The 505-nt window shown below is 73.3% G+C and carries 1 pseudogene; it reads left to right on the top strand.

Features of this window, described 5'->3' with window-relative positions:
* A pseudogene (locus AADR41_RS42235) lies at positions 1-505 on the top strand (hypothetical protein); the annotation flags it as partial.

The raw sequence follows: 505 nt of genomic DNA, 5'->3' as shown, positions 1-505 counted from the left end.
TCCCCGACCCCGCCGACCCCGCCTGGCAGGCATCCCTGCCCCGCCACGCCGGCGACGCCATGCGCGAAGACCTCCGCCAACGCCTCGGCCACCACGCCGACCGCGCCACCGACCTCCTGCGCCCCCTCGCCCACGCCCAGGGCCAGGGCCTGCCCTGGGAAGACATCTGGGCCCCCCTCGCCACCGAAATCTCCGGCCGCACCTACACCGACGACGACCTCCTGTGGCTACGCCACAACGCCGGCTCCTACGTCGTCGAAGCGACACAGAACGACCGCTCCGCCTACCGGCTCTACCACGAGGCCATGGCCGAGCACCTGCGCGAGAACACCGACGACCGGGCCGTGCACACCGCGTACGTACGCGTCCTCACCGACCGCGTGCCCTACCGCGCCGACGGCACCCCCGACTGGGCCCGCGCCCACCCCTACACCCTCACGCACCTTGCCCATCACGCCGCCCGCGCCGGGCTCATCGACCAACTCCTCGCCGACCCCGAATACCC

This window comes from Streptomyces sp. CLV115 (genome assembly GCF_038448545.1).
Taxonomy (GTDB): domain Bacteria; phylum Actinomycetota; class Actinomycetes; order Streptomycetales; family Streptomycetaceae; genus Streptomyces; species Streptomyces sanglieri.
Note: the sequence above shows the minus strand (reverse complement) of the source record. Positions and strands in the feature narration are given on the sequence as shown.